Origin of the sequence: Pseudomonas sp. NY11955 (genome assembly GCF_048068035.1) — a bacterium.
GTDB lineage: Bacteria > Pseudomonadota > Gammaproteobacteria > Pseudomonadales > Pseudomonadaceae > Aquipseudomonas.
On the sequence record NZ_JBLUPS010000006.1, the window covers coordinates 164,550 to 190,163 of the forward strand.

Here is a 25,614-nt window from a genome sequence, read left to right on the forward strand (position 1 = left end):
ACGTCCGACAGATGGAGAGGCCTAAACTTTAGCGTGTTCACTGGCTGGCGGATAGACGGTCAAGGGGGCGGCGGGGCAATACCCAGCAAGCGGTCCACCCGCAGGCAGAGGCTCTTCAGGTCGAACGGTTTGGGCAGCACCTCGGTACGCTTGCCGGGACGGTGAATGGGGGTGAGGTCGGCAGCGTCATAACCGGTAATCAGCAATACCGGGGCATTGGCCAGAAGCCCTTGAAATGCATCCGCCAACTGATAACCGTCGATACCCCCGGGCAGGCCGACATCAGTGATCAGCAAGTCCGGTGGTGGGCCCGTATGCAGCGCCTCCAGCGCCGTGCGGCCAAGGTCGAAAGCCTGTACTTCATGGCCCAGTTCAGTCAGTACTTCGACAAGCACCAGGCGCATGGCTGGCTGGTCCTCCACCAGCATGATCCGCCGCACACGGGGGGCAGCAAGGTCGATTGGGGGTGTGGCTGGCACAGGCTGGCCGCAGGCAATGTCACTTTCTTCCTGGGGAAAGTACAAGTGAATGCAAGTGCCTTGCCCGGCCACACTTTCGATCCGCAACTGCCCGCCGGACTGACGGACAAAGCCATAGACCATGGACAACCCCAACCCAGTACCCTGGCCGAGCGGTTTGGTGGTGAAGAAGGGCTCAAGGGCCCGTTGCATCACTTCCTGGGACATGCCCATGCCGGTATCGGCTACGCAAATGTGCAAATACCGCCCCGCAGGCAGGTCCAAGTGGCCGGCCTCGGCCATGGCAAGGTCACTGTCCGCACTAGCGATGCTGAGCGTGCCGCCCAGGGGCATGGCATCACGCGCATTGATGCACAGGTTCAGCAAGGCATTTTCCAGTTGCTGCGGATCGATGCGAATCGGCCATTGCCCGATTTGTGTCTGGTCGTGGAAATCAATGTGCGGGCCGGTAGAGCTGACGATCAGGTCGTGCATGCCGGCTACCAGGCACTGCACATCGACGGGTTGCGGCATCAGCGTCTGTTGGCGCGAGAAGGCCAGCAGGCGCTGTACCAGCGCGGCGGCGCGTAACGTATTGCTGCGGCACAGCTCTAGCAGGCGGGCTGTATCGGCATGGCGTTGTTCGCCCAGGCGCTGCTCGGCCAGCTCCAGCGCTCCGAGCAGGCTGCCCAGCAGGTTGTTGAAGTCGTGTGCAATGCCACCGGTCAACTGGCCGACCGCTTCCATTTTCTGCGACTGACGCAATGCTTCCTCGGCCTGGCGCAGGCGTTCCTGCTCGGCCATGCGCTCGGTGATGTCATAGGCGAACAGGTAACCGCCCTGGATGCGCTGCTGCGTATCGAACAACGGGTGGCAGCGGATTTCGTAATGGCGTGGTGCGTCAACTGGCCCGAGGGTGATGGTGTCGATGAACGCCTCTCCGGCCAGTACGCGCGGCCATACCGGGGCCAGGCGGTCCATGATGTCGGGCTGGTGGGTCAGAAACTGCGGTACGTAGTCGCCAATCTGCGGCACGAAACCTCGGTAACGTTCGAAGGTTTCGCGTGCCGTGCGGTTGATGGCCACCAGCCGCATCTTGCGGTCGGCAGCGAATACATTGGCCAGGCTGCTGTCGAGAAGCCCGCCTAGCAGTTTGATGTGCGCTTGTGAGGTGTCTTCGCGCTCGGCCAAGCGTGCCTCAAGCTCTGCGACACGCGTTTGCAGCTGGGTAATCGACGGCGGCGGAGGCGGCTGCATGGCGATGGCCCGATGGGCGGATCGCAGTACTATAGTCGCCCCCCAGGCCGGTCGCCATCAAAACGAGCGAATGATACGCCCGAGGGTTTCCATGGCCCGTTCGGCACCGTCATGCCAAGGGCTGCCGTAGTTCAGGCGGATGCAATTGCCGAAGCGCCGGGTAGGTGAAAAGATCGGCCCGGGCGCGATGCTGATACCCTGCGCCAGGGCCATGTGGAACAGCTTGAGTGCGTCCATCTGCTCGGGCAGCTCCAGCCACAGGAAGTAGCCGCCGGAGGGCTGGCTGACCCGCGTCTGCGCCGGGAAGTGGCGGGCAATGGCCGCCAGCATGTTGGCCTGCTGGCCTTCCAGGGCGTAGCGCAGCTTGCGCAGGTGGCGGTCGTAGCCGCCGTGCTGCAGGTAGTCGGCGATAGCTGCCTGGGCCGGCATCGAGGCACACAGCGACGTCATCAGTTTCAGCCGCTCGATCTTCTGCGCGAAGCGCCCGGCGGCCACCCAGCCAATGCGATAGCCCGGTGCCAGGCTTTTGGCGAACGAGCCGCAGTGCATGACCAGACCCTGGGTGTCGAAGGCCTTGGCGGGTTTGGGTGCCTGTTGCGAGTAGTACAGCTCGGCGTACACGTCGTCTTCGATCAGCGGCACCTGATGGCGTGTCAGCAACTCCACCAGCGCCTGCTTCTTGGCCTCCGGCATGCTCGCACCCACCGGGTTCTGGAAGTTGGTCATGCACCACACGGCCTTTACCGGGTGCTTCTCCAAGGTTTGCGCCAGTACCCCCAGGTCCATGCCCTCGCGCGGGTGCACGGGGATTTCCACGGCCTTGAGCTTGAGCCGCTCCAGCACCTGCAGGCAGGCATAGAAGGCCGGCGCTTCGATGGCCACCAGGTCGCCCGGCTGGGTCACGGCCTGCAAGCACAGGTTCAAGGCCTCCAGTGCGCCGTTGGTAATCAGCAACTCCTCCATCGGCAGCATCAGCCCGGCAACCATGTAGCGCAGAGCAATCTGCCGGCGCAGTTGCGGGTTGCCGGGCGACAGGTCGGTCACCACCATGCGCGGGTCCATGTTGCGGCTGGCGCTGGCCAGCGAGCGCGACAGGCGTTGCAGCGGGAACAGCTCGGGGCTGGGGAAGGCGGAGCCGAACGGTATGGTGTTAGGGTCCTTGATCGAGTCGAGGATCGAAAACACCAAGGCACTGACGTCCACGTCGGTAGATTCGCTGACCGGCTGCAGCGCCTGCGGCTCGCTGAACTGGCGCGGGGCGTGGGCGTTGACGAAGTACCCCGAGCGCGGTCGGGCGCGGATCAGCCCACGCCGCTCCAGCAGGTAGTAGGCCTGGAACACGGTGGATGGGCTGACTCCATGGGTCTGGCTGGCGTAGCGCACCGAGGGCACGCGCTGGCCGGGGCCCAGTACCCCGGAGCGGATCAGTTCGGCAATGTCGTCGGCGAAGCGTTCGTAGCGTTTCATTCTGGCCTTCTATCGAAGCCTGGCAGGCAAGGTGGCGTCAGTGTAAGGGATCAACGGTTCATGGGGGCGACGAAGCGGCTGTGCGCCACGCTGCGGATAGCGGGGTCGTCACGTTCGCTGATTTCGAAGCTCAGCGTCTGCGAGCTGCTGGTCGGGCGCTCGGCGAGCATCGCTACCGATACCGGCAGTTCACTCATTTCGCCTGCGGGGATGACCAGTGCGGTATTGCCCTGCAAGGTGAAGCCCTCGGCGTCCACCAGGCGCAGTTCATAATGCTGGGTGCGTTCGGTTTTGTTGATGACCTTGAGCAGGTAGATGTTCTCGATCTGGCCGAGGGCGTTTTCGCGGAACAGGCCGCGGTCCTTGATCACATCCAGCGACACCATCGGCCGTAACTGCAGGGCCATCACCAGGGCCCCGATCATGACCAGCAATGCGGCGGCGTAGCCTAGCAGGCGAGGGCGCAACCAGTGAGTGGTGCCGCCTTGCAGGCTGTGCTCGGACTTGTAGCCGATCAGGCCGCGGGCGTAACCCATCTTGTCCATCACCCCGTCACAGGCGTCTATGCACGCGGCACAACCGATGCAAGCCATCTGCAAACCATCGCGAATGTCGATGCCGGTGGGGCAGACCTGCACGCACAGGGTGCAATCGATGCAGTCGCCCAAACCCAAGGCTTGAACGTCACTGCCTTTCTTGCGCGGGCCACGGGCCTCACCGCGACGCGGGTCATAGGCGACGGCCAGAGTATCCTTGTCGAACATCACGCTTTGGAAGCGCGCATAGGGGCACATGTGCAGGCACACGGCTTCGCGCAACAGGCCGGCATTGATGTATGTGGCGGCAGTGAAGAACAACACCCAGAACAAAGCCACGCCGCCCAGTTGCAAGGTGAACAGCTCTGCGGCCAATGGACGAATCGGCGTGAAGTAGCCAACAAAGGTCAGCCCGGTGACCACGCCAATGGCCAACCACAGGCTGTGCTTTAGCGTGCGGCGGGCCAGTTTGTTCAGGTTCCAGGGCGTGGCAGCCAGCTTGATGCGCTGGTTGCGGTCACCCTCGGTGACCTTTTCGCACCACATGAACAGCCAGGTCCAGGTGCTTTGTGGGCAGCTGTAACCGCACCACACACGCCCGGCGTAGACGGTGATGGCGAACAGGCCAAAGGCGCAGATGATCAGTAGCGCCGACAGCAGGATGAAGTCCTGTGGCCAGAAAGTGGCGCCGAAGATATGGAATTTACTGTTGCCCAGGTCCCACAGCACGGCTTGGCGCCCGTTCCAGTTCAACCAGGCGGTGCCGAAGAACAGCACGAACAGGGCGCCGGCAAAACCGATGCGCAGGTTACGGTACAGCCCGGTGAAGCTGCGGGTATGGATGCCGCTGTCGATGCGTCGCGGTTGAGGGTTGGCTGGGGCGGTGACGATCTCTGTAAAAGGGATTCTATCGTTCATGGCTCGGTGCTCATCAGGCCTCGATCAGGCATGAGCACTATGGCCTCGAACCTGTTATCAGCACAGGTTCAGGTTTTGCGATAAAAACCATATCAGATTCACCGCTTGGCCCCGCCAGGCCTTAGATTACCGAGCCTGGCACGCTAGCCTTCAGATGCCTGCGGCTATCCACCGCACCCGCCACGGTCAGTGCGTCGGCCTCGGCTTCGGTGATCGGCACACGCTGGCCCGCGAGCAGGGCCACCGACATATGCAACTGTTCGTCGGTGATGATTTCGATGTCCGGGCCTTCGCCTTCGATGCGCAGGTCTTCGCCGATCAGCGTGCAGCGGCGAGTGGTTTCGTCGATTTCAATGGGCATGGGGCGGTCCTCCGGGTGTGGTTAGAGGGTGGACCGCGGTGAAGGGTCGGTTGCTGCATCAACAGGCTGAGCGGCACTTTGCCGACTGTTCAGCGGTCAACCCTTTTACAGAGGCCGGACCTGAAAACAGGGTGCTCAGGCACGAGGACCACCGTGATGGACGTCATCTGGCAGGCAATACAGGCCGAGTTCGCCGATGTCACCGATGAGCGTGAGGTCACGCAAATCCTCGTGCGCCTGCTGATGGCTGCGGTGCTGGGCGCTGTGCTGGGCTTCGAGCGCGAGCACAAAGGCAAGTCTGCCGGGGTGCGCACCCACATGCTGGTCTCGCTGGGCGCCGCTTTGTTCGTGCTGGCACCCAGTATGGCCGGGGCCGATGAACAGGCGCTGAGCAGGGTAATTCAGGGCATCGTCGCCGGTATTGGCTTTCTCGGTGCGGGCACCATCCTCAAGGGTAACGGCCAGGACACCAGCCATGTGAAAGGCTTGACGACCGCTGCCGGGCTCTGGATGACGGCTGCCATCGGCACAGCCGCAGGTATGGGCCGCGAAGCCACGGCGCTGATCAGCACGGTATTGGCCCTGCTGGTACTGGGCACCATGCCGTTGCTGGTAGAGAAGATAGAAGGGCAGGATGAGGAAAAGCAGAAGGAGGAGGAAGAGGGCAGGAAGCACTGAGGGGAGCCGAAGCTCCCCTCAAAGCGTTGTTGCCTGCTCTTTTTTTATTATTGGGACCGGCCTTTTGTTGTTTTTGTCGGCTTGTCCTGGTGTTGCGGGCGACCCCCATGCGGGGTCAAGAGCAAACGTATTTTTTTGAGCGCTGACCTGCTTTCATCACTGCTGATCCGAACCTGGCTACCGCTACCTTGAGGTAGTTTTATTGTTCTGTGCCAGACCGCGGGGCGTACCCCTGAAAAGCGTGTCGACTCCAAAAAAATCTGCTTGCTACGCCTCTGCCGTGTTGTTCTTGTTATGTCAGAGCCGTTACCTGTTGTTTTTATTGGGTGTCACATTTTTTTTGTTGTTGTACCAGAGATATAGCAGGGTGCGTGCCAACTTTTCAAAACCCTTTAAAATCAATAGGTTAGCTTTTTTCACCCAAAACGCTCGGCCTGAAATTTTGCCGATTTGTTTCCCTGTTACCCGATTTTTTGCTGTGAAATGTGGGGGAGGTAACACTTCACCCACACCTGTGTGACACCCATATGACTTATTGTGCGCTACGCGCCCGTGCTACCCGTGACCCATTGTCGCGGCCCAGCACGCTGCTGATGCGCTGGCCGGCGGCGATCAAGCGGCCCAGGTCGATGCCGGTTTCAATGCCCAGCCCCTGCAGCAGGTACACCACGTCTTCACTGGCGATATTGCCGGTAGCGCCCTTGGCATAAGGGCAACCGCCCAGCCCGGCCACCGAGCTGTCGAACACGCTGATGCCTTCGAGCAGGCTGGCATAGACGTTGGCCAGGGCCTGGCCGTACGTGTCATGGAAGTGCCCAGCCAATTGCTCGCGTCGTACCTGGGCCGAAACCACCTCGAACAGGCGGCGGGTATCGCCGGCGGTGCCAGTGCCAATGGTGTCGCCCAGCGAGACCTCGTAGCAGCCCATATCGTGCAGGGCGCGGGCCACCGGGGCCACCTGCTCGGCGCTTACCTTGCCCTCATACGGGCAGCCGAGCACGCATGACACATACCCACGCACGCGCACGCCGTGGCTGCGCGCAGCTTCCATGATGGGCTCGAAGCGTTTGAGGCTGTCGCTGATCGAGCAGTTGATGTTGCGCTGCGAGAACGCTTCGGAGGCGGCAGCGAATACCGCCACTTCCTTCACCCCGGCAGCCAGGGCGTCCTCGAAGCCCCGCAGGTTCGGCGCTAGCGCTGCATAGGTCACACCGGGGCGTTGCTGGATGCCGGCGAACACTTCGGCAGAGCCGGCCATCTGCGGCACCCACTTGGGCGAGACGAAACTGCCCACTTCTATATAGGCCAGGCCTGCTTCGGTGAGGTCGTTAACCAGGCGCACCTTGTCGGCGACGCTGATGGGCTGGGCTTCGTTCTGCAGGCCGTCGCGGGGGCCTACTTCGACCAGGCGGACGTGTTTGGGCAAGGACATGGCGGGTTTCCTGTGGCGTTCAGCGGTTGTCTTTGTTGTTCAGGGTGGCGGCCAGGGCCTGTTCGCAGCGCTCCTGGGCAGTGTCCAGTTCCAGTTGCATCTGGTGAATGTCGAGCATCTGCTGCTCCAGCTGGGCACGGCGCTCGGCGATTTTCGCCAACATGCTGTTGAGCTGCTTGAGGTTGCCGCTGGTGGGGTCGTACAGCTCGATCAGTTCGCGGCATTCGGCCAGGGAAAAGCCGATGCGCTTGCCGCGCAGAATGAGTTTCAGGCTAACCTTGTCGCGCGGCGAGTAGATGCGCTCCAGGCCACGGCGCTCCGGGCTCAGCAGGCCCTGCTCCTCGTAGAAGCGGATAGCGCGGGTGGTGATGTCCAGCTCGCGGGACAGGTCGGAGATGCTGTAGGTCTGGGTGCTCATGCTGGGGCTCTGCGTGGGGTATGCGGCTATCCTGAAGGCAGGTTGACGTAAACGTCAAGCAAGGGGTGAAATATCTGTGGGAGGTGAAATATCTGTGGGAGCGGGCAAGCCCGCGAAGAGGCCCGTCCAGGCGACCACAAATCAGTCCGGCTGCCCCGATCGCCGATACCCATTGGGCGTCTGCCCGCTTAAACGCTTGAACCACCGCGCAAAGTAAGTCGGGTCGGTGAACCCCAGGCTGTCCGACAACTGCCCGATGCTCATCCGCGTATAAATCAGGTTTCGCCGCGCCTCCAGCAGCAACCGCTGGTGCACCACCTGCAGCGCGGTCTGGCCACTCAGCGCCCGGCACAGCTGGTTCAACTGCAAGCTCGGTACATTCAGTCGTGCGGCAAAATCCTCTACCGACAGATGCTCGCGGTAATGCGCTTCAACCAGGCGCAAGTACTGCCCCAGCAACAGGCGGTCACGCTCATCACGGTTACGCGGTGCTTGCCCCAGCTGCTGGCGGCGGCTGATCCACACCATTAGCGCGGTCACCAACGCTTCGAGCATTGCCGCGCGCGCCGGAGCATTGCCCTGGTACTCCCGCTGCAAGGTGTCGACCAGGCTGCGCAGATGCACACGGTCATTCCCCAGTGGATAACTCACCGGTTGTGCCAGCACCGTCAGTGGCGCACCCAGGCGTTGTTCCAGGTTCGCCACCAGCGCAGTCCCGAAGGTCAGCACGTAGCCCTGGATATCGGCGCTGAAGCGAAAACCATGCACGGTCATGGGCGGTACCACCTGGATCGCCGCCTCATCGATGACACTGCGCACCCCCTCGATCTCCACTTGGGCCTGGCCGCGCTGCACATACAGCAGCTGGAACAGCTCGGCGTGCTGGTGCGGCTTGATCTCCCAGTGGTGCAGGCGGCTACGCGCCGGGATCGACTCGCAGTGCAGCAGGTCGGTGCCGGGCCACGCCTGGTTTTCGCCATACAGCTTGAACAGCGGGACACCGGGGAGGGTGGATTTCATCTGGCTTGGCCTGTCCGTTAATCGAACGTTTTTTGTAAAAGTGCAGGTTTTGCATGGAATAGCACACTTAACTGGGTTTTTTGCCAGTAAAAATGCAAGGGCAAACCCTAACAGCAGATGCCGCCCCACTGCCAGTCCTGGGCCGGCATCGTCCGAACAAGAGACAACAACAATGAAAACTCAGGTTGCAATTATTGGTGCAGGTCCATCGGGCCTGCTGCTGGGTCAGCTGCTGCACAAGGCCGGTATCGATAACGTCATCATCGAGCGCCAGACGGCCGATTACGTACTTGGCCGCATCCGCGCCGGGGTGCTGGAGCAAGGCACCGTCGACCTGCTGCGCGAAGCCGGTGTTGCAGAGCGCATGGACCGTGAAGGCCTGGTGCATGAGGGTGTCGAGCTGCTGGTCGGCGGGCGCCGTCAGCGCCTGGACCTCAAGGCCCTGACCGGTGGCAAGACGGTGATGGTCTATGGGCAGACCGAGGTCACCCGTGACCTGATGCAGGCCCGTGAAGCCAGTGGCGCGCCAATCATCTATTCAGCCAGCAATGTCCAGCCGCACGAACTGAAGGGCGAGAAGCCGTACCTCACCTTCGAAAAGGACGGCCAGACGCACCGGGTGGACTGCGACTATATCGCTGGCTGTGACGGCTTCCACGGCGTGTCGCGGCAAAGCATCCCCGACGGCGTGCTGAAGCAGTACGAACGGGTTTACCCGTTTGGCTGGCTGGGCCTGCTGTCCGACACGCCGCCGGTCAACCACGAACTGATCTATGCGCACCACGAGCGAGGTTTTGCGCTGTGCAGCCAACGCTCGCAAACACGCAGCCGCTACTACCTGCAGGTGCCTTTGCAGGACCGGGTTGAGGCGTGGTCCGACGAGCGTTTCTGGGACGAACTGAAAGCCCGTTTGCCGGCCGACGTGGCGGCCGACCTGGTCACTGGCCCTGCCCTGGAAAAAAGTATCGCGCCACTGCGCAGCCTGGTGGTAGAGCCGATGCAGTATGGCCATTTGTTCCTGGTGGGGGATGCCGCGCACATCGTTCCACCTACCGGTGCCAAAGGGTTGAACTTGGCGGCGTCCGACGTCAACTACCTGTACCGCATTCTGGTCAAGGTGTACCGCGAAGGGCGTACCGACCTGCTTGAGCATTATTCGCCGCTGGCCCTGCGCCGAGTGTGGAAGGGCGAACGTTTCAGCTGGTTCATGACTCAGCTGCTGCATGACTTCGGTAGCCACAAGGATGCCTGGGACCAGAAAATGCAGGAAGCAGACCGCGAGTACTTCCTGACCTCGCCAGCGGGGCTGGTGAACATCGCCGAAAACTATGTGGGGCTGCCGTTCGAAGAGGTAGCCTGAGGCCGCTCCCACAGGTTGCAACGCACCGCTTTAAGGCTTGAAGTCAAGCCTGCCCATGACCGAAAGTGCCTGCCTGAACAGTTCAAGGCAGGAAGCAAGACGATGAAACTTTCTACGCCACTGATGGGCGCCCTGTGCCTGCTGGCTGTCAATGGCTGGGCCTGTGCCGACCAGGTGCTGCCCGCGCCACCGGAGCTGGCCTCTGGTTACCGCAGTGGGCTGCAGCCAGTGCATGCCAGCCGGCACATGGCCGCCGCCGCCAACCCGCTGGCCAGTGAAGCGGGGCGGGCGATGTTGCGTGCGGGTGGCAGCGCGATTGACGCCGCCATCGCGATGCAGATGGTGCTGACACTGGTCGAACCGCAATCGAGTGGCATTGGCGGCGGGGCATTTATCCTGTATTGGGATGGCAAGCGTGTGCAGGCGTTCGACGGTCGCGAAGCTGCGCCGGCGGCGGTGACGGAAAAACTCTTCCTGCAAGCCGATGGCTCACCGATGCCGTTCCGGGCGGCGCAGATCGGGGGGCGTTCGGTTGGTGTGCCGGGTGTACTGCGCGCCCTTGAACGGGCCCACGATCAGCACGGCAAGCTGCCCTGGCACGACCTTTTCGCCCCGGCCATCGCCCTGGCACGCAACGGCTTTAAGGTTTCTGAGCGCCTTCACACTCTGCTGGCCGGTGACCCTTATATTGCCCGCTCACCCGCAATGGCGCGTTACTTCCTGGATGAACAGGGCAGGCCACTGGCGGTCGGCACGACCCTACGCAATCCCGAATTGGCACTTACCTTCGAGCGGATCGCCGCACAGGGCCCCGACGCCTTCTACATCGGTGAGATTGCCGAAGCCATCGTGGCCAAAGTCCATAGCCATGCCAATGCCGGTTACCTGTCGTTGCAGGACCTGCAGCAGTACCAGGCCAAGGAGCGCGAGCCGGTATGCGGCCCTTACAAGGCCTGGCAAGTGTGCGGCATGCCGCCGCCGTCATCGGGTGGGGTGACCGTGCTGCAGACCTTGGGCGTGCTCGAAGCCGTGCAGCGCGCCGCGCCGCAACGCGACTTGGCGGCGCTGCGCCCGCTAGCCAGCGCGTCCCCAGCCGGCCTGGAAGCACCGCCGCTGGCCGTGCACCTGATCGCCGAGGCCGAGCGCCTGGCTTATGCCGACCGTGCCCAGTACCTGGCAGACAGCGATTATGTGCCGGTGCCGGTCAAGGCCTTGACGGACTCCGCCTACTTGGCCAGCCGCGCCGCGTTGATCGGCGAATACAGCATGAAGCGTGCCCGCCCGGGTCAGCCAGAAGGCGCGGACCTGGCCCTGGCGCCTGACCGCTCGCCATTGCGCATTTCCACCTCGCACCTCAGTGCGGTCGATGACAGCGGCCAAGCTTTGGCCATGACCACCTCGGTGGAGGCCGCATTCGGTTCGCACCTGATGGTCAAGGGCTTCCTGCTCAACAACCACTTGACCGACTTCTCGTTCATCCCCCAGGAGCACAGCAAGCCTGTGGCCAATCGGGTGCAGCCGGGCAAGCGGCCATTGTCGGCGATGGCACCGACATTGGTGTTCTCGCGTACCTCTGGCGAGCTTGTGGCCAGCCTCGGCTCGCCGGGCGGCTCGCAGATCATCGGTTACGTGAACAAGGCACTGATCGGCCTGCTGGATTGGCAGCTCGACCCACAGCAGGCTGCCGGCCTGCCCAACTTCGGCAGCCGCAATGCCGGCACCGAAGTGGAAGCCGGGCTGGCCAGCCCGGCGCTGATTCGCCAGTTGGCGGCCTGGGGCCATGAGGTGACACCGATGACCATGACCAGCGGCATGCAGATCATCCAGCGCAGTGAGGCGGGGTGGTCAGGTGGCGCCGACCCTCGGCGCGAAGGTGTGGCCCTCGGCGATTAGCCGTGATAGAACGCAGTCTTGTCATTCAGTAGTTGAATACCAAGATGTCTATCAGCGTGAAATCGAATAGGGCTCTGTTCGACCTCGACCTCCTGCGCGCCATCGTCGTGGTGGCCGATTGCGGCAGCTTCACCACCGCTGCCGCGCGCCTGCATTCGACTCAGTCGACCATCAGCCAGAAAGTACGCCGCCTGGAGGACATGGTCGGCCATCGCCTGCTGGTGCGGGGCAACCGTGACGTGCTGCCAACAGATGCCGGGCAAACCCTGCTCGGCTATGCCCGGCACATGCTGGCGCTGAACGACCAGATGCTTGAAGCCCTGGCCGGGGCGATGGTCGGCACCACCGTGCGCCTTGGCGTGCCCGAGGACTTCGTTGGCGGCCGCACCACCAACGCGCTGTCGGCATTCAGCCGGCTGCACCCACAGGTGAAGCTGGAAGTGACCAGTGGCCTATGCCGCGACCTCAGCCAGGCCTACGACAACGGTGAGCTCGATCTGGTGCTGCTCAAGCAGCGGCGCAACACCCGCGAGGGCGTGGCCTGTTGGCCAGAGCGCCTGCAGTGGATCGACAGTGCGCATACGCCTGCTTTCGAGCTGGACCCGATCCCGCTGGTCACCTTCCCGCCACGCGGTCTGTATCGCGAAGACATGATCAACGCCATCGAGGGCATGGGCCGACGCTGGCGCATCAGTTTCACCAGTTCAAGCCTCAGCGGCATCCAGGCCGCGGTCGCCGATGGTATGGGCGTCAGCTTGCTGCCACCAAGGGCGGCTACCGGCGAACACCGAGTGCTGGGCGCGGAGCAGGGGCTGCCGGAGGTCGACAGTTATGAAATCGTCATCGTCCACCGGCCGACGGCAGACGTGATGGTCAAGGCGTTGGCCGAGGTGATGACGCAGTTATTGGCCGGTGGTGGGATCTGACGCTATTGGGGCCGCTGTGCGGCCCATCGCAGGCAAGCCAGCTCCCACTGGGCCGTGCCGTGGTTTCCGGGTTGGCAGCAGGGTCAGGCAACGCGTCGGATGCGGCTTCTGCCCGCGCGGCCGCGAGTATGGCTGAACAGGTCTTTCGGGTCGTCTTCTACCCATGGCACCAGGTCGATCTTCGCGCCCATGCCGCGTTTTTCGGCCTGCTGTAGTACGTACCGTAGTACGGTGTAGTCTTCCAGGGCGAAGCCTACCGAGTCGAACACGGTGACCTGGCTGTCACTTTGGCGGCCCTCGCTTTCACCGCGCAGCACGCGCCACAAGTCGACCACCGGGAAGTCAGCCGGCAGCTGCTGGATGTCGCCTTCGACACGGGTTTGTGGTTCGTACTCGACGAACACCCGTGCACTGCGCAACACATCGGCGTGCAGTTCGGTCTTGCCTGGGCAGTCACCACCCACGGCGTTCAGGTGCATGCCGGGTTCGAGCATGTCGGGGGTGATGATGGTGGCGTATGCCTTGTCGGCGGTCACCGTGGTGATGATGTCCACGCCTTTCACCGCTTCGGCCACCGAACCGGCTCGGCGGATGGTCAAGCCACTGTATTCCTTGAGGTTGGCGATCAGCTTGGCGGTGGCCAGCGGGTCGGTGTCGTAGGCTACGATTTCTTCGATGCCCAGGTGCTTGTGGAAGGCCAGCGCCTGGAATTCGCTTTGTGCGCCGTTGCCAATCAACGCCATCTTGCGCGAGTTGGGCCGGGCCAGGGCCTGGGCTGCCATCAGCGAAGTCGCGGCGGTGCGCAGCGCGGTGGCGATGGTCAGCTCGGACAGCAGCACCGGGTAACCGGTGTCGACATCGGCCAGCACGCCGAAGGCCATCACCGTATGCAGGTCGCGGGCCGTGTTGGCCGGGTGGCCGTTGACGTATTTGAAGGCATAGCGGCTGTTGTCGGCGACCGGCATCAGTTCGATCACGCCCACTTCAGAATGGCTGGCAACGCGCGCGGACTTGTCAAACTCCTGCCAGCGCTTGAAATCCTCGCGGATGGCCGCAGCCAGTTCACCTATAAATGGCGCTACGCCGATGTCATGCACCAAGTCCGACATGGTTGGGACATCAATGAAATACGTCATGTTTTTGCACCTTGTTATTGCGCTGTTATCCCGGACATCAGGATGCACGCTTAAGATTGTTGAAGTGGCGCGTACATTTTGATGAAAGGTTGCGTCAATCGGAACCATGCAGGTTGCCAGTTTCATCAACGTTCTAGACAATCTGCCACCGCAAAGTAGCAATCTGATTATTTGGCAGGTTTATGGATACTATCGATCGGGAACTGATTGCACTGTTGCGGGACAATGCACGTATCCCCGTGCTGACCCTGGCGAAGAAGCTCAAGCTGGCCCGGGCAACTGTGCAAAACCGCATCACCCGGCTCGAAGAGCAGGGCGTGATCATCGGCTACACAGTACGTTTGCGCTCCGACGCGCTGGAGCAGGGCGTGCGCGCAATCACCAGCATCGGTATCAGCGGCCACCACGCCGCAGAGGTCAAGCACGCGCTGCGGGGCCACCCCAACGTGGTGGCAATCCATACCACCAATGGTCGCTGGGACCTCATGGCCGAGCTGCGCGCCGACACGCTCGAGGCCTTCGACCGGGCGTTGAACACCATCCGCTCGATACCGCACATTGAAAACACCGAGACCAGCATTCTGCTGTCGACCTACAAGATGTGACTGCCGGGTCAAGCCTTCTGACAGGTGCAGTGCACAAATTGTCACCTGGCTCGAAAAATCTGTCAGGTGCTTTGACGCTTCCCACGATGCGGGAGTGGGTTTCTGAATGATCTGGAGGCTATTGGCTAAAGCCCTCTGGGCGGTGTGGAGCATAGGATCTTTCGGGCAGGTCCCTTCACTTAGCTTCAGGAAACCGATATGAAAAAGATTGCATTCATTACGCTGCTGGCCGCCGCAGGCCTGGTTCAGGTCGCCCATGGCAACGATGTCGTCACCAGCGAACAGCTTCAAATGGGTCGTGGGGAAGTCAATGGCGTAGGCGTGCCAGAAATGCCTTGCCCTGAAGGTACATTCCCGACGCCAGTCGGTGGTTGCAGCCCGGACTTCGACTTTGATTCATAACGTGGCAACGCTGGCGGAGGCCTTCAGGGCTGACGCTCGGCGACGGCCCTCAAGGTTCTGAGGGTCACCACCGGGGCATCCACTACGAACCGATTGGCAAGCCAACCCGGCACATCCCCGGCCGGGTCGGCTTGCAACTGATAAGTCACCTCGGTTTCACGCTCACCCAGTGGCTTCATCCGCCATTCACCGTTCAGGTGCTGCACCCGGATCAGTCCGTCAACCTTGGGGATTCTGTCGGGCTCGGCGCTCAAGTGCCGCAGCAGGGTGCCATCGTCCAGGCGTTCGCTGGTCACCTTCAGCACGATATCTCGCGGCATCGTCGGCCAAGGCAAGTTGGTGGTCAGGTACACCCAGGTATTGGCGCCGTCCACGTCCAGCAAACGCATCTGATCACAGGCGTACAGCCATTTGCAGGCTACGCGCAGGTTCTCTTGCAGATCGGTAAGGGTACGCACGCTGGCTTTCATGGTGCTCACGCCGCGAAACTGCTGGTAAGGCGAGTCGGCCACGCCGCTCAGGTATACGCGAATGCCTTCGCGGTCATAGGCCAGGTTCCAGTCATCGGCGGCCAGGGCGGGGGTGCACAACAGCAGGGCGGTGAGCAGCAGGCAGCGGTTCATGGCTGGTACCGCGCGAGGGGGGAGTTTCAGTATGTGCCGCAAACAGAAAGCCCGCCAGGTTGGCGGGCTTGCGGGTGTCAGCCTGAACTTAACGCTTGGGGTTCAGCGTCAGGTGCACGTGACGGTTCACGTCTTTGTACAGCAGGTAGCTGAACTTGCCAGGGCCGCCAGCGTAGCAGGCTTGCGGGCAGAAGGCGCGCAGCCACATGAAGTCGCCGGCTTCCACTTCGACCCAATCCTGGTTCAGGCGGTATACCGCTTTACCTTCCAGCACGTACAGGCCGTGCTCCATCACGTGGGTTTCTGCGAAGGGAATCACGCCGCCTGGTTGGAAGGTGACGATGTTCACGTGCATGTCGTGGCGCATGTCGGCCATGTCGACGAAGCGGGTGGTGACCCAGCGGCCTTCGGTGCCCGGCATTTCGATAACGGTAGCGTTGTCACGGTGGGTCACGAAGGACTCAGGTACATCCAGGCCTTCCACCTTCTGGTAGTGCTTGCGCAGCCAGTGGAAGGTGACGTTGGACTTGCTGTTGTTGCGCAGGCTCCACTCGGCGCCCGGGGCCAGGAAGGCATAGCCACCTGGCACCAGGGTGTGGTGCTTGCCTTCCACGGTGATGTCCAGTTCGCCTTCGACGATGAACACCACGGCTTCCGCGTTCGGGTCCAGTTCGGGGCGCTCGCTGCCGCCTTCAGGGGCGACTTCGACGATGTACTGGGAGAAGGTTTCGGCAAAACCGGTCAGCGGGCGGGCGATGACCCACATGCGCATCTTGTCCCAGAACGGCAGGTGGCTGGTGACGATGTCACGCATCACGCCTTTAGGGATGACTGCATAGGCTTCGGTGAACATGGCACGGTCAGTCAGCAACTCGGTTTGAGCTGGGTGCCCACCGTGGGGGGCGAAGTACGAATGATTCGACATGGACGATCTCGACTTGTTGTTCTCTCCCCATGCCTTGAACCGCACCGGCCGGTGCGGCGCAGGGGATGTGGCGACAGAATAGGGTCGAGCGTGTGCCATCCACAAATTAAATGTTGGAATACCCGGTATTTGATCGCTGAATGTCGATTTGGCGTCCAACGTGCCGGTCCCGCAACTGGTCGCCTTGACCGAACAGCTTGTGGCGCAGGGTGCCCTCGGTGTAGGCCAGCGGGTAGCGGCCGCGGCGTTGCAACTCGGGCACCAGCAACTCGACCACACTGGCCAGGTCGTCCGGTTGTACGGCGTACGTCAGGTTGAAACCATCGATGCCAGTCTGGTCCAGCCAGTTCTCCAACTGGTCGGCCACCTCGCTGGCCGCGCCGACCAGCACCGGGCCGCGACCGCCCAAGCCAACGAATTCGGCTGCCTCGCGCACGGTCCAGCGGCGGCCAGGGTCGGCGGCCGTGAAGGCGGCGAGGGCGGCGCGGCCTGCGTCGTTTTCGACGTATTCGATCGGCGCGTCGGGGTCGAGGCCGGCAAAGTCGATACCGGTCCAGCCCGACAGCAGCGCCAGGGCGGCGTCCAGGTCGACATAGCTGCGGTACTCGGTGAACCGGGCCTCGGCTTCCTCCCGCGTGGGGGCGACGATCAATAGCGCCTGGGCGTAAATCAGCACGTCGTCGCGGCCACGTCCGGCCGCTTCGCTGGCCTGGCGGATGCCGTCGGCGTAGCGGCGCAACACCGTCGGCGTCGGGCCGCTGATGAACACGCATTCGGCATGCCGCGCGGCAAACTGCTGCCCGCGTGCCGAAGCGCCGGCCTGGAACAACACAGGTGTGCGTTGTGGCGACGGTTGGCACAAGTGCATGCCGGGCACCTGGAAGTGTTCGCCCACATGGTTGATGGGGTGTACCCGCGAGGGTTCGATATAGCGCCCGCTGTCACGCTCCAGCAGCACGGCGTCGTCCTCCCAGCTCTTCTCCCACAGTTTGTACAGCACCTGCAGGTACTCCTCGGCCAAGTCGTAGCGCTGGTCGTGGCCCAGTTGACGCGCCAGGCCGAGGTTGCGCGCAGCGCTGTCGAGGTAGCCGGTAACGATGTTCCAGCCGACCCGGCCATTGCTCAGGTGATCAAGCGTGGACATGCGCCGGGCGAAGGGGTAGGGGTGTTCGTAGGTCAGCGAGAAGGTAACACCGAAACCCAGGTGCTCGGTGACCCCGGCCATCGCCGGTACCAGCAGCAGCGGGTCATTGACCGGTACCTGCACGCCGCCGCGCAGAGCCGCTTGTGGGCCGCCCTGGTAGACGTCGTAGATGCCCAGCACATCGGCGATGAACAGGGCATCGAACAGGCCGCGCTCGAGCAGGCGGGCCAGGTCGGTCCAGTAACTCAGGCGGTTGAACGCCACGCTGGTGTTGCGCGGGTGGCGCCACAGGCCGGGGGACTGGTGGCTGGCAGCGTTCATGCTGAAGGCGTTGAAGCGAATCGGGCGAGGCATGGTCGGCGTGCTCCGCTCAAGGCAACACGGAAGCCGGGTAGACCGCGTCGGCCACCTGCAGCTTGCGTGGAATCAGGCCCAGGCCCTGGAAGGTGTCGGCCAGCTTCTGTTGCTCGGCAACGATCTGCGGGGTGATGGCCACGGCGTTATAGTTGCGCCGCTCGCTGGCCACTTCCAGCACGTTGGCGCTGATCCCCAACTGCGGCGCCAGCAGCGCGGCGACTTCGGCAGGCTTGGCGTTGGCCCACTGGCTGACCTTGGCCAGTTCGGCAAAGAACGTCTTCAGCAGCGCACGGTGCTGGTCGGCATAGCTGGCAGTGGACAGGTAGAAGGTACGGTTGTTGGACAGGCCGCTACCGTCGCGCAGGTTCTTGAGCCCTGGCTGGCTCTCTGCGGCGGCAAGGAACGGGTCCCACAGGGTGACTGCCTGGACGCTGCCCGATTGCAGCGCGGCTACCGCATCGGCGGCATTGTTGACGTAGGCGGGGGTAATGTCCTGGTAGCTGAGGCCGGCTTGTTCCAGCGCGACGGCCAGCAGGTACTGGGCATTCCAGCCGCGGCCGGTAGCCACGCGCTTGCCTTTCAGGTCCTGCACGCTGGCCAAGTGGTCCTGTTCGCGCACCACCAGGCCGATACCGCGTGGGTAAGGTTGTTCGGCAGCCAGGTACACCACCGGCTTGCCTGCGGCCTGGGCGAACACCGACGGGGCGTCGGCGGCATGGCCGAGGTCGATGGCACCGGTGCTCAGCGCTTCGAGCAACTGCGGGCCAGCGGCAAATTCGTGCCAGCTGACCTTCACCCCTTCGGGTGCCAGGGCCTTTTCCAGCGCGCCGCTGCCTTTGAGGATGTTGATGCTGTTGAATTTCTGGTAGCCGATGCGCAGGGTTTTGGCGTCTTCGGCAATGGCTTCTGACCAGGGCAGCAAAGCGCTGGCGACACTGGCCAGCAAACCGCCGATCAGCAGGCGGCGCAGCGGGGAGAAGGCGCGGATTGGCATGGGATTGGTCCTTTGAACTGGGTGGGAAGCGATGTGCCCAGACTAAGGAGGTGGCGTGTGGCTTTCAATTTTTATATTCCTGTTTGTTAGATTGTTTTGTTCTTTTTATATCCTTTTGTTTTTGTTGGTCTGGCGCGTACCCCTGTAGGAGCAGCCTTGTGCTGCGAAAGGGCCGGCAGCGCCACTTCAACACTGCCCAGCGTAATGGCCCTTTCGCAGCACAAGGCTGCTCCTACAGAGGGTGGTGTACAGCGCTTTCGACATTTTTTTCACATTCGCTTGCTAGGATCCACGGCAATCCCGAGGAGCCCCTACATGCCGCACATTCTGCGCAAGCGCAGCACCCGCATCGCCTTGACTGCCACCGCCGGCCTGCTCGTGGCCACCCTGGGCTTCTTCGCCTGGCAGAGTTTCTACCCGGTGCAGGCCGCTTCCGGCTGGGATGTCGAGGTGTTGCATCGCGACGTGACCAAGGCCGCCTCGCTGTTGCCGCAGGCCGATGGCAGCCTGCTGGTCAGCCGTGAGCTGGACGACGGCCGGGGCAGCATCCTCAAGATCACCGCAACCGGTGAGCGGGTAGTGCTTATCGACAACCTGTCCAAGCCCGATGGCATGGTCGCGGCCCAGGGGGGGTGGGTGTTCAGCCAGGAAGGTGGCCAGGCACCCGTCAGCCTGTCTCGCGATGGCCAGGTGACCCACCTGTTCGACGGCGAGAGCGTGCAAGGCCTGTGGAACGACGGTGACCACTTGTTCGCCATCGAAGACCGCAAGGGCAATGGCCGCCTGATGCGCTATGACTGGAACAGCGGCCAGCTCGATGTGTTGCGTTCTGGCCTGACCGAGACCGAAGGCCTCACCCGCTGCAGTGACGGCCGCCTGCTGTACACCGAAAAGGCCAATGGCAAGGTCCGCGCCTTGTCCGATGATGGCAGCGACCCGGTAGTGGTCGATGGCTTGCGTAACCCTACGTTCTTGTACTGTGACCAGCGTGGCCTGTGGATCAGTGAAGACAACACCCACCGCGCGCGCCTGCTGCGCATCGATGCCGATGGCAGTCAGCATACCGTGCTGACCTTCCTCAAGGCCCCCCAGGCAATCGTCGCCGATGGCAAGGGTGGTTATCTGCTGGCTGAGGGTGGGCGTAACCGCGTGCTGCACCTGACACCGCCGCCGGCGCCTGCCACTGCCCAGCGCGATTGACTACGCGCGGCTCCCTGGCTACCCGACCAACAGCGTGCTTCCCTGCGTGGCCGCGCTCGCGGATAATCCCTCCACATTCCAATAAATAGCCTGTGAGTGGGTATGAGTGATTCCGTAGTCGGCCTCGGCCAGCCTGAAATTGAAGGGGGGCGCAAAACGCGCAAGAACAACCCCGAGAAAACGCGTGAGGATATCCTCCAGGCGGCCATCAACGAGTTCGTCCAGCAAGGCCTGGCCGGCGCGCGCGTGGACGCCATCGCCGAGCGCACTGCGACCTCCAAGCGCATGATCTACTACTACTTCGGCAGCAAGGAGCAGCTGTACTGCGAGTGCCTGGTGAAGTTGTACGGGGATATCCGCAAGACCGAGCAAAGCCTGGACCTGGAGTCGTTACCGGCTGAACAGGCGATCCGCCGGCTGGTGGAGTTCACCTTCGACCACCACGACCGCAACGTCGATTTCGTGCGCATCATCTGCACCGAAAACATCCACTACGGTGAGTACGTCAAGCAGTCGCCGGCGATTCGCGAAATGAGCAGCCTGGTGCTCGAAGCCCTGGGCAACACCCTGCACCGTGGCGTGCAGGAAGGTGTGTTCCGTCCCGGCATCGAGGTCATCGACCTGCACATGTTGATGAGCTCGTTCTGCTTCTATCGGGTGTCGAACCGCCACACCTTTGGCGAGATCTTCCAGATCGACCTGTCCGATGATGAGGTCAAGCAGCGCCACAAGGCCATGATCTGTGATGCGGTGCTGCGCTACATCCAGACCGCGCGCCGTAGCTGAGTTCACTCACCCAGCCGCTGCTCACGCGACGGCGGGTAGCCAAAGTACGCCGCATAGCACTTGCTGAAATGCGATACCGAAACAAACCCGCAGGCCACTGCCACTTCCATCACCGACAGGTCGGAATACTGCAGCAGGCGGCGGCTCTTGGTGATGCGCAGTTCCATGTAGTAACGGCGTGGCGACGTGCCTAGCTGGGCCTGGAACAGGCGGTCGATCTGCCGGCGCGAGCGCCCGCTGTAGGCGGCCAACTGGTCGAGGCTGAGGGTTTCTTCTAGGTTGTTTTCCATGAGTTCGACGATGGTGCGCAGGTGCAAGCTCATGGACTTCTTCGCCCCTGGGCCAACCTGGCGGTAGCGCGCGCCGGAGAACGACAGGATTTCTTCCACGCCTTCGGCCAGGCCGTCACCATACAGCCGGCGCACCAGGCCCAGCATCAGCTCCATGGCGCCATTGGGGCTGGCGGCGCTGAGGCGGTCGCGGTCAAGGGTAAAGCTGGCTGGAGTAATGCGTGTTTGCGGGCTGCGCTCGGACAGGCTGGCGCGCTGCTCGGGGTGGATGCTGCATCCGTAGTCGTCCAGCACCCCGGCGCGGCCAAGAAACCAGGCGCCGTTCCACAGGCCACCCAGGGCCATGCCGTGAGCGGCGCAGTCGTCCAGCAGGCGGTCGAGTTCCGGGTATTTCAGCGGTGTGCGCAAGCCGCCACAAATCACCAGCAGGTCCAGCTCCCTCAACGCTTCGCCAGACAACTCGGTGGCCACCAGTTCCAGCCCCAGGTCACTGAGCACCCGATCGCCGTCCAGCGACAGCGGGGTGAACTGGAAGCTGTTGGCGCGCAGCAGGTTGGCCGTGACCAGCACGTCCATGGCCACGGTGAAACTTGCCATCGAGAAGTGTTCGAGCAGGACGAAGTCGACCCGGTAGGGGGCCTGGGCATTGGCGCTGCTGGTTTTGAGCCGCAGCATGTTGCTGGTGCTGGTCTTCTTGCTGAACTGGCGTGGCGTGGGCACTCTGAACTCCGCTTCCTGGCTGGCCCGCAGAGTGTGGCCGGTGCCCGGACGAAAGACAATCTCCCCGGTGGCGGTGTCGTATTACAGGTCGTGTTCAGGCAACCTGCCTGGCCAGGCGCAGAGGTGGCAGCTGCGTTAGAGCACTAGCGGCAAATCAATCTGAACCCTCAGCGCTTGCCGCAACCCAACCCATTACATGCCATTGGGAGAGCGCTCATGGAAATCGGTACGATCTGGATCATTACCGCGGCCTTGGTCATCCTGCTGGAGATCTGGGCCATCTGGCACATCATCGGCAGTGATCGGCGCGCCGAGCGCAAGATGCTGTGGATTGTGTTTGTGGTCTACGCGCCATTTCCCGGGTTGCTGTTCTGGGCCTGGCGTGGGCCACGGGCGGTGAAGGGCAGGGCGGTACTGCAGGAAAAATGACGGTTCTCGGCCTCGGGCGCGGGGGGCCTGAGGCCGTGGATGTTCATTTGGGCAGGATGTCGAAGCGTATGGCTGGGCCCAGCCCGTCCACCATCAGGCAGCCGTAGAACTCCACGGTCGACAACACACGCAGTTGCTTGAGCGCTGTATGGATGTAGTCGTGAAGCAGCTTTTCAGCTTCCCGCTTACGCTCTGCGAGCGTGGCGCTCTTGAGCGTGATCATCCCGAGCAGAGTGGTTTCAATGTGCTCCACGGTGTCCAGGCCCAGTTTGCTCCGCAAATGAAGGCGCGCTTGCGCGGCATCGGTTTCGTCGCGGGCAGGGTTGTGCGGCTGAATGGTATAGGCCAATTGAAAATCAAATTTACTCATGAGCATTTCCTTGTGTTGTGCAGGCCTCCATGCCGGGTCCAGCAATCTAACGCCTGACGGCCACTGTGCAAACAGACGCGTGGTTCAAGCAGGGCCATGCTTTGTGCGAAACGCCCTACGCTGCGCTTGACCTAGAGTTAACTTCAGGTCCGATACTCCGCCACTCCTTCAACCGAGTGAGAACCTGCCGTGACCCCATCAAGCGCATTTCAGCTAAGTAACCCCGAAGGCTTGTACGACCCTAGCGGCAACGCCTACTCCCATGTCGCCGAAGTGCGCGCTGGCAGCCGTCTGCTGTTCATCGCCGGCCAGGGCGGGGAGGACAGCAACGGCCAGTTGTCACCCTTGTTCGCCGAGCAGGCCCGCCAGGCACTGGCTAACCTGGAGCTGGCCCTGGCCTCGAAAGGCGCCAGCCTGGCCCAGGTGTTCAAGCTGACCCTGCTGATTGTCGAGCACTCCGAGGCGCGCCTGCGCCAATGGGTGGCCGAAGCCGACAAAGCCTGGGGCCCGCACATGAAGCCGACCTGTACGCTGATACCGGTACACCGGTTGGCGCTTGACGGCATGCTGGTGGAAATCGAGGCCGCCGCCGCGGTGTAGCACCGGGCGATTCATAGGTGGCGCCAAGGAATCACTCTGTTGTATATCGGTGCTGGCCCTAACCGCATTGCCGCTATGACAACAATTTCCACTCAGAGGTGACCACACCATGAGCACCGGCACCACCACGCTTACCGACCGCAAGGCCAGGGCCTGGCTCTGGCCTGCACTGTTCAGCCTGGTGGCTTTCGCCGCCAACTCGGTGTTCTGCCGCCTGGCGCTGAAAGACGGGGCCATTGACCCGGCATCCTTCACCATGGTGCGCCTGGCCAGTGGTGCGGTGTTCCTGCTGTTGCTGGTCCGCTTGCGCAAACCCGCGCAGGCCGTGGGTGGCAATTGGCGGGGCGGCCTGGCTCTGTTTCTGTATGCCTTTCTGTTTTCTGCGGCGTACCTGCAACTGGGGGCTGGTGCGGGCGCATTGCTGCTGTTCGGTGCCGTGCAGATCACCATGTTCGGTTTTGCCTGGTACAAGGGCGAACGCATCACTGCGCGCATGTTGCTGGGCATGTTGATCGCCTTTGCCGGCCTGCTGGTACTGCTGTTGCCCGGGGCTTCGGCACCGCCATTGGCCAGTGCCCTGCTGATGGCCCTGTCTGGCATGGCCTGGGGCGTGTACACACTGCTGGGCAAAGGCTCGCCCAGGCCGCTGGCTGACACCGCCGGCAATTTCTGCCGCAGCCTACCTTGCCTGGTGCTGCTGCTTCCGATGCTGCTGCTGGGCAGCGGCCCGCACCTTACGTCGCTTGGCGTGCTGTATGCCCTGGGCTCCGGTGTTTTAGCCTCTGGCGCCGGTTACGCCGTGTGGTATGGCGTGGTCAGGCAGGTCAATGCGCAGCAGGCGGCGACCATGCAACTGAGCGTGCCGGTGATTGCCGCACTGGGTGGGGTTGCCCTGATCGGTGAGCCGTTATCGTTGCGCTTGCTGATTGCCTGCGTGGTGGTACTGAGCGGTATCGCACTGGCGCTGGCTCCGCGTCGTTAAAAGAAGCTGCGCCTAGAGCGTGACCACGCTGTCGCAATAGGTATTGATGCCAGAGTACGCGTCACAGCTGTTGGGGCCTGCGATGTTTGGCTGACTATAATGGTTCAACCCCACCTCGTAGCCAAGCGGCGGGAGGGGACCGCTGGTTAGGCCGTTCAACCTTTGGTCGAACGGTCGGCGTCGGCGACCTCGGTCATGACAGGCAAGTTGTCGGCTCGCTGGATGATCCGCCGTTGCTGCTCGTAGTCGTCCAGGGACAAGCCTCGGCGCTGCAGCGCCTCCAGCTGCAACTGGCGGGCTTCTCCAGCCGTGTACGGGCGCAGCTCAGGGTGGCTGGCACAGCCGCTGGCGATGGCGATGGCAAGCACGGCAAGGGTGGCGGGCAGCAGGCGAGCCAGGATGTTCATCAGGTAGCTCCAAGTGACGGGTCATGGGCGGCGAGTGGGTAGAGCTAGGTTATGTGGCCACGGCGTTCGGTAGAAATTGCCATTCTCGATAGTGACTATCGATGGTTCCTGAGGGGCCGGGAGGGCGTGATGGGGCAGGGTGAGCAACCGCGTAAATGGGGCGTGCTGGAGCCGATCGATCGGATTACCGAGGTGATCTTCGGCCTGTTGATGGCAATGACCTTCATCGGCTCGCTCAGCGTGGCGACGGCAGGGCGCGAAGAAGCCCGGGTGATGCTGGCCGCTGCGCTTGGCTGCAACCTGGCCTGGGGCTTGGCCGACGCGGTCATCTATCTGTTGCGTACCTGGACCGAGCGCACCCGTGCACGTACTTTGCTGACCCGCTTGCAGGCTGCTGGGGGCGGCGAGGCACGCAGGCTGATTGCCGATGCGCTGCCAGAACGCATCGGCCTGGCATTGGATGACGAGGGGTTGGAAATGCTCCGCAGCCAGATGCAACGCGATGCCGCTCGCCCGCTGCCGGCACGCCTGGGCCTGGAAGATTTCAAGGCTGCCCTGGGCACGTTCCTGCTGGTGGTGCTGGCGACGTTCCCGATGGTTATCCCGTTCCTGTTGATCGACACCACCGGCACGGCCATCCGCGTATCGAACCTCGTTGCCCTGGCCATGCTGTACCTGGCGGGCTGGCTGCTGGCGCGCTATTCCGGCGGCCGCACCCAATTGACGGGCGTGGCCATGGTGGCTGTTGGCGCGTCACTGATCCTGGCGATCATTGCCCTGGGCGGCTAAATCACGGCCAAACGGTATTTGATGGCACGGGGTTGCTCGCAACCTTGGTGCGCGAAAAGTTTGCCCCCCCGCCTCTGGCCAAACCCACCGTCATTGCTACCCTTATTCCACGCGGTCTGACCTCATGGGGA

The 25,614-nt window shown here is 62.6% G+C and carries 27 protein-coding genes; 12 read left to right on the forward strand and 15 right to left on the reverse strand.

Annotated elements, in window-relative coordinates; all coding sequences use genetic code 11:
- Positions 1-59: 59 nt before the first annotated feature.
- The 4 genes from ACNFBR_RS13660 to ACNFBR_RS13675 all read right to left on the reverse strand — a co-directional run bounded on the left by ACNFBR_RS13660 (position 60) and on the right by ACNFBR_RS13675 (position 4,997).
- Positions 60-1,715, reverse strand: a complete 1,656-nt coding sequence (locus ACNFBR_RS13660; RefSeq protein WP_416735388.1) for an ATP-binding protein — start codon at positions 1,713-1,715, stop codon at positions 60-62.
- A gap of 57 nt (positions 1,716-1,772) precedes the next feature.
- Positions 1,773-3,182: a GntR family transcriptional regulator MpaR gene (gene mapR / locus ACNFBR_RS13665; RefSeq protein ID WP_416735389.1), complete on the reverse strand. Its 1,410-nt coding sequence runs from the start codon at positions 3,180-3,182 to the stop codon at positions 1,773-1,775.
- 50 nt (positions 3,183-3,232) lie between these two features.
- Positions 3,233-4,636, reverse strand: coding sequence for a cytochrome c oxidase accessory protein CcoG (ccoG, locus tag ACNFBR_RS13670; RefSeq protein WP_416735390.1), 1,404 nt, complete (start codon positions 4,634-4,636; stop codon positions 3,233-3,235).
- Positions 4,637-4,757: 121 nt separating this feature from the next.
- A complete protein-coding gene (locus ACNFBR_RS13675) occupies positions 4,758-4,997 on the reverse strand; it encodes a DUF3203 family protein (RefSeq protein ID WP_416735391.1) in 240 nt (79 codons plus the stop codon).
- A 156-nt stretch (positions 4,998-5,153) separates the two neighbouring features.
- On the opposite strand from ACNFBR_RS13675, the gene ACNFBR_RS13680 reads away from it, so the two are divergent.
- Positions 5,154-5,675 carry an MgtC/SapB family protein gene (locus ACNFBR_RS13680; protein WP_416735392.1) on the forward strand — a complete coding sequence of 174 codons (522 nt, stop codon included), beginning with the start codon at positions 5,154-5,156 and terminating at the stop codon, positions 5,673-5,675.
- 532 nt (positions 5,676-6,207) lie between these two features.
- Here ACNFBR_RS13680 and ACNFBR_RS13685 read toward each other — a convergent pair.
- The 3 genes from ACNFBR_RS13685 to ACNFBR_RS13695 form a co-directional block, all read right to left on the reverse strand.
- The gene (locus ACNFBR_RS13685) at positions 6,208-7,107 is read right to left on the reverse strand and encodes a hydroxymethylglutaryl-CoA lyase (RefSeq protein WP_416735393.1); all 900 of its coding nucleotides are present in this window, start codon (positions 7,105-7,107) and stop codon (positions 6,208-6,210) included.
- A gap of 19 nt (positions 7,108-7,126) precedes the next feature.
- Positions 7,127-7,525: a MerR family transcriptional regulator gene (locus ACNFBR_RS13690; RefSeq protein ID WP_003247847.1), complete on the reverse strand. Its 399-nt coding sequence runs from the start codon at positions 7,523-7,525 to the stop codon at positions 7,127-7,129.
- Positions 7,526-7,666: 141 nt separating this feature from the next.
- On the reverse strand, positions 7,667-8,545 hold the full coding sequence (locus ACNFBR_RS13695) for a helix-turn-helix domain-containing protein (protein ID WP_416735394.1): 879 nt from the start codon (positions 8,543-8,545) through the stop codon (positions 7,667-7,669).
- 172 nt (positions 8,546-8,717) lie between these two features.
- On the opposite strand from ACNFBR_RS13695, the gene pobA reads away from it, so the two are divergent.
- The 3 genes from pobA (at position 8,718) to ACNFBR_RS13710 (ending at position 12,724) form a co-directional block, all read left to right on the forward strand.
- Positions 8,718-9,905 carry a 4-hydroxybenzoate 3-monooxygenase gene (gene pobA, locus ACNFBR_RS13700; protein ID WP_416735395.1) on the forward strand — a complete coding sequence of 396 codons (1,188 nt, stop codon included), beginning with the start codon at positions 8,718-8,720 and terminating at the stop codon, positions 9,903-9,905.
- Positions 9,906-10,007: 102 nt separating this feature from the next.
- The gene (gene ggt, locus ACNFBR_RS13705; protein WP_416735396.1) at positions 10,008-11,798 is read left to right on the forward strand and encodes a gamma-glutamyltransferase; all 1,791 of its coding nucleotides are present in this window, start codon (positions 10,008-10,010) and stop codon (positions 11,796-11,798) included.
- Positions 11,799-11,842: 44 nt separating this feature from the next.
- Complete coding sequence (locus ACNFBR_RS13710; RefSeq protein ID WP_416735397.1) at positions 11,843-12,724, forward strand: LysR substrate-binding domain-containing protein; 882 nt, start codon at positions 11,843-11,845, stop codon at positions 12,722-12,724.
- A gap of 83 nt (positions 12,725-12,807) precedes the next feature.
- Here the strand turns inward: ACNFBR_RS13710 and ACNFBR_RS13715 are convergent, their stop codons facing one another.
- Positions 12,808-13,860: an ornithine cyclodeaminase gene (locus tag ACNFBR_RS13715; RefSeq protein ID WP_416735398.1), complete on the reverse strand. Its 1,053-nt coding sequence runs from the start codon at positions 13,858-13,860 to the stop codon at positions 12,808-12,810.
- A gap of 182 nt (positions 13,861-14,042) precedes the next feature.
- Between ACNFBR_RS13715 and ACNFBR_RS13720 the strand changes: the two genes are divergently transcribed.
- Together ACNFBR_RS13720 and ACNFBR_RS13725 are read left to right on the forward strand one after the other, a co-directional pair.
- Entirely contained in the window at positions 14,043-14,465 is a 423-nt protein-coding gene (locus ACNFBR_RS13720; RefSeq protein ID WP_416735399.1) for an Lrp/AsnC family transcriptional regulator, read from the forward strand.
- A 198-nt stretch (positions 14,466-14,663) separates the two neighbouring features.
- The gene (locus ACNFBR_RS13725; protein ID WP_416735400.1) at positions 14,664-14,867 is read left to right on the forward strand and encodes a hypothetical protein; all 204 of its coding nucleotides are present in this window, start codon (positions 14,664-14,666) and stop codon (positions 14,865-14,867) included.
- 23 nt (positions 14,868-14,890) lie between these two features.
- Here ACNFBR_RS13725 and ACNFBR_RS13730 read toward each other — a convergent pair whose 3' ends face one another.
- From ACNFBR_RS13730 to ACNFBR_RS13745, 4 genes are all read right to left on the reverse strand, one after another.
- Positions 14,891-15,490, reverse strand: coding sequence for an START domain-containing protein (locus tag ACNFBR_RS13730; RefSeq protein WP_416735401.1), 600 nt, complete (start codon positions 15,488-15,490; stop codon positions 14,891-14,893).
- An 88-nt stretch (positions 15,491-15,578) separates the two neighbouring features.
- Positions 15,579-16,415 (reverse strand): bifunctional allantoicase/(S)-ureidoglycine aminohydrolase, encoded by an 837-nt coding sequence (locus tag ACNFBR_RS13735; RefSeq protein WP_013972924.1) that lies wholly within the window; start codon positions 16,413-16,415, stop codon positions 15,579-15,581.
- A gap of 106 nt (positions 16,416-16,521) precedes the next feature.
- Entirely contained in the window at positions 16,522-17,913 is a 1,392-nt protein-coding gene (locus ACNFBR_RS13740; RefSeq protein WP_416735402.1) for an LLM class flavin-dependent oxidoreductase, read from the reverse strand.
- 16 nt (positions 17,914-17,929) lie between these two features.
- Positions 17,930-18,910, reverse strand: coding sequence for an aliphatic sulfonate ABC transporter substrate-binding protein (locus ACNFBR_RS13745; RefSeq protein ID WP_416735403.1), 981 nt, complete (start codon positions 18,908-18,910; stop codon positions 17,930-17,932).
- Positions 18,911-19,225: 315 nt separating this feature from the next.
- Here ACNFBR_RS13745 and ACNFBR_RS13750 point away from each other — a divergent pair, with 315 nt between their 5' ends.
- Entirely contained in the window at positions 19,226-20,110 is an 885-nt protein-coding gene (locus ACNFBR_RS13750) for a hypothetical protein (protein WP_416735404.1), read from the forward strand.
- Positions 20,111-20,212: 102 nt separating this feature from the next.
- Positions 20,213-20,896 carry a TetR/AcrR family transcriptional regulator gene (locus tag ACNFBR_RS13755; protein WP_416735405.1) on the forward strand — a complete coding sequence of 228 codons (684 nt, stop codon included), beginning with the start codon at positions 20,213-20,215 and terminating at the stop codon, positions 20,894-20,896.
- Positions 20,897-20,898: 2 nt separating this feature from the next.
- Here the strand turns inward: ACNFBR_RS13755 and ACNFBR_RS13760 are convergent, their stop codons facing one another.
- Positions 20,899-21,906: a GlxA family transcriptional regulator gene (locus ACNFBR_RS13760; protein WP_416735406.1), complete on the reverse strand. Its 1,008-nt coding sequence runs from the start codon at positions 21,904-21,906 to the stop codon at positions 20,899-20,901.
- 216 nt (positions 21,907-22,122) lie between these two features.
- Here ACNFBR_RS13760 and ACNFBR_RS13765 point away from each other — a divergent pair, with 216 nt between their 5' ends.
- Entirely contained in the window at positions 22,123-22,335 is a 213-nt protein-coding gene (locus ACNFBR_RS13765; RefSeq protein ID WP_416735407.1) for a PLD nuclease N-terminal domain-containing protein, read from the forward strand.
- A gap of 43 nt (positions 22,336-22,378) precedes the next feature.
- Here the strand turns inward: ACNFBR_RS13765 and ACNFBR_RS13770 are convergent, their stop codons facing one another.
- A complete protein-coding gene (locus ACNFBR_RS13770; protein WP_416735408.1) occupies positions 22,379-22,705 on the reverse strand; it encodes a hypothetical protein in 327 nt (108 codons plus the stop codon).
- A 189-nt stretch (positions 22,706-22,894) separates the two neighbouring features.
- Between ACNFBR_RS13770 and ACNFBR_RS13775 the strand changes: the two genes are divergently transcribed.
- Entirely contained in the window at positions 22,895-23,305 is a 411-nt protein-coding gene (locus tag ACNFBR_RS13775; protein ID WP_416735409.1) for a RidA family protein, read from the forward strand.
- 109 nt (positions 23,306-23,414) lie between these two features.
- Entirely contained in the window at positions 23,415-24,287 is an 873-nt protein-coding gene (locus ACNFBR_RS13780) for a DMT family transporter (RefSeq protein ID WP_416735410.1), read from the forward strand.
- Positions 24,288-24,442: 155 nt separating this feature from the next.
- Here ACNFBR_RS13780 and ACNFBR_RS13785 read toward each other — a convergent pair whose 3' ends face one another.
- Positions 24,443-24,694 (reverse strand): hypothetical protein, encoded by a 252-nt coding sequence (locus ACNFBR_RS13785; protein WP_416735411.1) that lies wholly within the window; start codon positions 24,692-24,694, stop codon positions 24,443-24,445.
- Positions 24,695-24,823: 129 nt separating this feature from the next.
- On the opposite strand from ACNFBR_RS13785, the gene ACNFBR_RS13790 reads away from it, so the two are divergent.
- Positions 24,824-25,483, forward strand: a complete 660-nt coding sequence (locus ACNFBR_RS13790) for a VIT1/CCC1 transporter family protein (RefSeq protein ID WP_416735412.1) — start codon at positions 24,824-24,826, stop codon at positions 25,481-25,483.
- Positions 25,484-25,614: the final 131 nt, after the last annotated feature.

What these genes read in the sequence shown, in the direction of transcription:
- ACNFBR_RS13660 (WP_416735388.1), bottom strand. Translation starts at nt 1,715, where the DNA reads ATGCAGCCGCCTCCGCCGCCGTCGATTACCCAGCTGCAAACGCGTGTC.
- ACNFBR_RS13725 (WP_416735400.1), top strand. Translation starts at nt 14,664, where the DNA reads ATGAAAAAGATTGCATTCATTACGCTGCTGGCCGCCGCAGGCCTGGTT.
- ACNFBR_RS13750 (WP_416735404.1), top strand. Translation starts at nt 19,226, where the DNA reads ATGCCGCACATTCTGCGCAAGCGCAGCACCCGCATCGCCTTGACTGCC.
- ACNFBR_RS13765 (WP_416735407.1), top strand. Translation starts at nt 22,123, where the DNA reads ATGGAAATCGGTACGATCTGGATCATTACCGCGGCCTTGGTCATCCTG.
- ACNFBR_RS13755 (WP_416735405.1), top strand. Translation starts at nt 20,213, where the DNA reads ATGAGTGATTCCGTAGTCGGCCTCGGCCAGCCTGAAATTGAAGGGGGG.
- ACNFBR_RS13785 (WP_416735411.1), bottom strand. Translation starts at nt 24,694, where the DNA reads ATGAACATCCTGGCTCGCCTGCTGCCCGCCACCCTTGCCGTGCTTGCC.
- ACNFBR_RS13690 (WP_003247847.1), bottom strand. Translation starts at nt 7,525, where the DNA reads ATGAGCACCCAGACCTACAGCATCTCCGACCTGTCCCGCGAGCTGGAC.
- ACNFBR_RS13770 (WP_416735408.1), bottom strand. Translation starts at nt 22,705, where the DNA reads ATGAGTAAATTTGATTTTCAATTGGCCTATACCATTCAGCCGCACAAC.
- mapR (WP_416735389.1), bottom strand. Translation starts at nt 3,182, where the DNA reads ATGAAACGCTACGAACGCTTCGCCGACGACATTGCCGAACTGATCCGC.
- ACNFBR_RS13745 (WP_416735403.1), bottom strand. Translation starts at nt 18,910, where the DNA reads ATGCCAATCCGCGCCTTCTCCCCGCTGCGCCGCCTGCTGATCGGCGGT.
- ACNFBR_RS13675 (WP_416735391.1), bottom strand. Translation starts at nt 4,997, where the DNA reads ATGCCCATTGAAATCGACGAAACCACTCGCCGCTGCACGCTGATCGGC.
- ACNFBR_RS13680 (WP_416735392.1), top strand. Translation starts at nt 5,154, where the DNA reads ATGGACGTCATCTGGCAGGCAATACAGGCCGAGTTCGCCGATGTCACC.
- ACNFBR_RS13735 (WP_013972924.1), bottom strand. Translation starts at nt 16,415, where the DNA reads ATGTCGAATCATTCGTACTTCGCCCCCCACGGTGGGCACCCAGCTCAA.
- ccoG (WP_416735390.1), bottom strand. Translation starts at nt 4,636, where the DNA reads ATGAACGATAGAATCCCTTTTACAGAGATCGTCACCGCCCCAGCCAAC.
- ACNFBR_RS13715 (WP_416735398.1), bottom strand. Translation starts at nt 13,860, where the DNA reads ATGACGTATTTCATTGATGTCCCAACCATGTCGGACTTGGTGCATGAC.
- ACNFBR_RS13730 (WP_416735401.1), bottom strand. Translation starts at nt 15,490, where the DNA reads ATGAACCGCTGCCTGCTGCTCACCGCCCTGCTGTTGTGCACCCCCGCC.
- ACNFBR_RS13695 (WP_416735394.1), bottom strand. Translation starts at nt 8,545, where the DNA reads ATGAAATCCACCCTCCCCGGTGTCCCGCTGTTCAAGCTGTATGGCGAA.
- ACNFBR_RS13685 (WP_416735393.1), bottom strand. Translation starts at nt 7,107, where the DNA reads ATGTCCTTGCCCAAACACGTCCGCCTGGTCGAAGTAGGCCCCCGCGAC.
- ACNFBR_RS13780 (WP_416735410.1), top strand. Translation starts at nt 23,415, where the DNA reads ATGAGCACCGGCACCACCACGCTTACCGACCGCAAGGCCAGGGCCTGG.
- ggt (WP_416735396.1), top strand. Translation starts at nt 10,008, where the DNA reads ATGAAACTTTCTACGCCACTGATGGGCGCCCTGTGCCTGCTGGCTGTC.
- ACNFBR_RS13720 (WP_416735399.1), top strand. Translation starts at nt 14,043, where the DNA reads ATGGATACTATCGATCGGGAACTGATTGCACTGTTGCGGGACAATGCA.
- ACNFBR_RS13790 (WP_416735412.1), top strand. Translation starts at nt 24,824, where the DNA reads ATGGGGCAGGGTGAGCAACCGCGTAAATGGGGCGTGCTGGAGCCGATC.
- pobA (WP_416735395.1), top strand. Translation starts at nt 8,718, where the DNA reads ATGAAAACTCAGGTTGCAATTATTGGTGCAGGTCCATCGGGCCTGCTG.
- ACNFBR_RS13710 (WP_416735397.1), top strand. Translation starts at nt 11,843, where the DNA reads ATGTCTATCAGCGTGAAATCGAATAGGGCTCTGTTCGACCTCGACCTC.
- ACNFBR_RS13740 (WP_416735402.1), bottom strand. Translation starts at nt 17,913, where the DNA reads ATGCCTCGCCCGATTCGCTTCAACGCCTTCAGCATGAACGCTGCCAGC.